At 62.0% G+C, this 2,363-nt stretch carries 4 protein-coding genes; all 4 read left to right on the plus strand.

Annotated elements, in window-relative coordinates; all coding sequences use genetic code 11:
- The first annotated feature begins 36 nt into the window (after positions 1-36).
- On the plus strand, positions 37-525 hold the full coding sequence (gene nuoI, locus BGN91_RS06070) for an NADH-quinone oxidoreductase subunit NuoI (protein WP_292611435.1): 489 nt from the start codon (positions 37-39) through the stop codon (positions 523-525).
- A 9-nt stretch (positions 526-534) separates the two neighbouring features.
- Entirely contained in the window at positions 535-1,173 is a 639-nt protein-coding gene (locus tag BGN91_RS06075) for an NADH-quinone oxidoreductase subunit J (protein WP_292611437.1), read from the plus strand.
- Positions 1,170-1,478 carry an NADH-quinone oxidoreductase subunit NuoK gene (gene nuoK, locus BGN91_RS06080; protein ID WP_292611439.1) on the plus strand — a complete coding sequence of 103 codons (309 nt, stop codon included), beginning with the start codon at positions 1,170-1,172 and terminating at the stop codon, positions 1,476-1,478. The genes BGN91_RS06075 and nuoK overlap by 4 nt, the downstream gene beginning before the upstream one ends.
- A gap of 83 nt (positions 1,479-1,561) precedes the next feature.
- Positions 1,562-2,363: proton-conducting transporter membrane subunit (locus BGN91_RS06085; protein WP_292611441.1), on the plus strand; the 802-nt coding region annotated here is incomplete at its 3' end.

Genomic DNA, 2,363 nt, shown 5'->3' on the forward strand with positions numbered 1-2,363 from the left:
TGCAGTTCGCCGGCATCGCGCCGAAGTGAGGTTGCCATGAGTATCAATGCAACAGCCCGTTCGCTTCTGCTGACCGAATTCGTGTCGGCTTTCTTCCTTACCATGCGCTATTTCTTCAAGCCGAAGCCGACCATCAATTACCCCTTCGAGAAGAATCCGATCTCGCCGCGCTTTCGCGGCGAGCATGCGTTGCGCCGCTACCCCAACGGCGAGGAGCGCTGCATCGCCTGCAAGCTGTGCGAGGCGATCTGTCCGGCGCAGGCCATCACCATCGAGGCCGGCCCGCGCCGCAACGACGGCACGCGGCGCACCGTGCGCTACGACATCGACATGGTGAAGTGCATCTATTGCGGATTGTGCCAAGAGGCCTGTCCGGTCGACGCCATCGTCGAGGGGCCGAATTTCGAATTCGCGACCGAGACCCGCGAGGAACTCTATTATGACAAGGCCAAGCTGCTCGCCAACGGCGACCGCTGGGAACGCGAGATCGCGAAAGCGATCGAGCTCGACGCGCCGTACCGGTGAGGTGAGGGCATGATCCTTCCCGCGCTGTTCTTTTATCTGTTCGCCGGCGTGTGCGTCGCGTCCGCCGCGATGGTCATCATCTCGCGCAATCCCGTGCATTCGGTGCTGTTTCTCATTCTGGCGTTCGTCAACGCCGCCGGACTGTTCATCCTGATGGGTGCGGAATTTCTCGCGATGATCCTCATCGTGGTCTATGTCGGCGCGGTCGCGGTGCTGTTCCTGTTCGTCATCATGATGCTCGACGTGGATTTCGCCGAACTGCGCGAAGGCTTTCTCGAATACCTGCCTTTCGGCATGGTGATCGCGGCCATCTTCCTGCTGGAACTGTTGCTTGTGGTCGGTGGCTGGACCCTCACGCCGACGGTCACGAAGTCGATCACGGCGGCCATTCCGGGCGAAGTGAGCAACACCGAGGCGCTCGGCCTCGTGCTCTATACGAAGTACATTCATTATTTCCAGCTCGCCGGCATGGTGCTGCTGGTGGCGATGATCGGCGCCATCGTGCTGACGCTGCGGCACAGGGAAAGCGTCAAGCGGCAGGACATCAATGTCCAGAACGCCCGGACGCCCGAGATGGCGATGCGGGTGCGCCAGGTCGCCTCCGGGCAGGGACTGCAGGACGCTGACGCGGCGGAGTGGGTGAAATGACGATCGGGCTCGGTCACTATCTGGCGGTCGGCGCGATCCTGTTTACGCTCGGGATTCTCGGCATCTTCCTCAACCGCAAGAACATCATCGTCATCCTGATGTCGGTGGAGCTGATCCTGCTGGCGGTCAACATCAATCTGGTGGCGTTCTCGGTGTTCCTGGGCGACATCGTCGGACAGGTGTTTACGCTGTTGGTGCTCACGGTCGCTGCGGCGGAGGCTGCGATCGGCCTTGCTGTTCTCGTTGTCTATTTCCGCAACCGCGGCTCGATCGCGGTTGAGGACGTCAATCTGATGAAGGGCTGAAGCATGATCCGGAAAAGCGAGGACCGGCTCTTTCCGACCAATGGATCCATTGGCCGCGGGGTCATGCTGCACGAGGTGAGTGCATGATCGAGGCAATCGTCTTTTTGCCGCTGATCGGCGCGATCCTCGCCGGGCTGATTGCACTGGTGGGCGCGCATCGGCGCAACCCGAGCGGCGACACGGTGGACCATCACGGCGACCATGGTCATGCGCACGCGGCGACAGCGCATGACGATCATGGACACGGCGACGACCACGGCCACGATGACCATCACGTCAGCGAACCACCGGCGGCGGGATCGCGCGCCGCCGAGCTGATCACGACCGGCCTGCTGATCGCGTCCGCGGCCCTGTCATGGATGGCGCTGGTCGACGTCGGCTTCATGCATCACGACGCGCGGATCGCGCTGTTCTCGTGGATTTCCTCCGGCGATCTCCAGGTCGGATGGTCGTTGCGGGTCGATACGCTGACGGCGGTGATGCTGGTGGTCGTCACCACGGTGTCGTCGCTGGTGCACTTTTATTCCATCGGCTACATGGACGAGGATCCGAACCGTCCGCGCTTCTTCGGCTACCTGTCGCTGTTCACCTTCGCGATGCTGATGCTGGTGACGTCGGACAACCTGGTCCAATTGTTCTTCGGCTGGGAAGGCGTCGGTCTCGCCAGCTATCTGCTGATCGGCTTCTGGTATCAGAAGCCCTCGGCGAATGCGGCGGCGATCAAGGCGTTCGTGGTCAACCGGGTCGGCGACTTCGGCTTCTCGCTCGGCATCTTCGCGGTGTTCATGCTGGTCGGCTCGACCGATTTCGACACCATCTTCGCGGCGGCGCCGGGCCTGACCGGAAAGACCATCCACTTCCTCGCCTGGGACGTCAACGCGCTGA

Origin of the sequence: Nitrobacter sp. 62-13 (assembly GCF_001896955.1) — a bacterium.
Classification (GTDB): Bacteria; Pseudomonadota; Alphaproteobacteria; order Rhizobiales; family Xanthobacteraceae; genus Nitrobacter.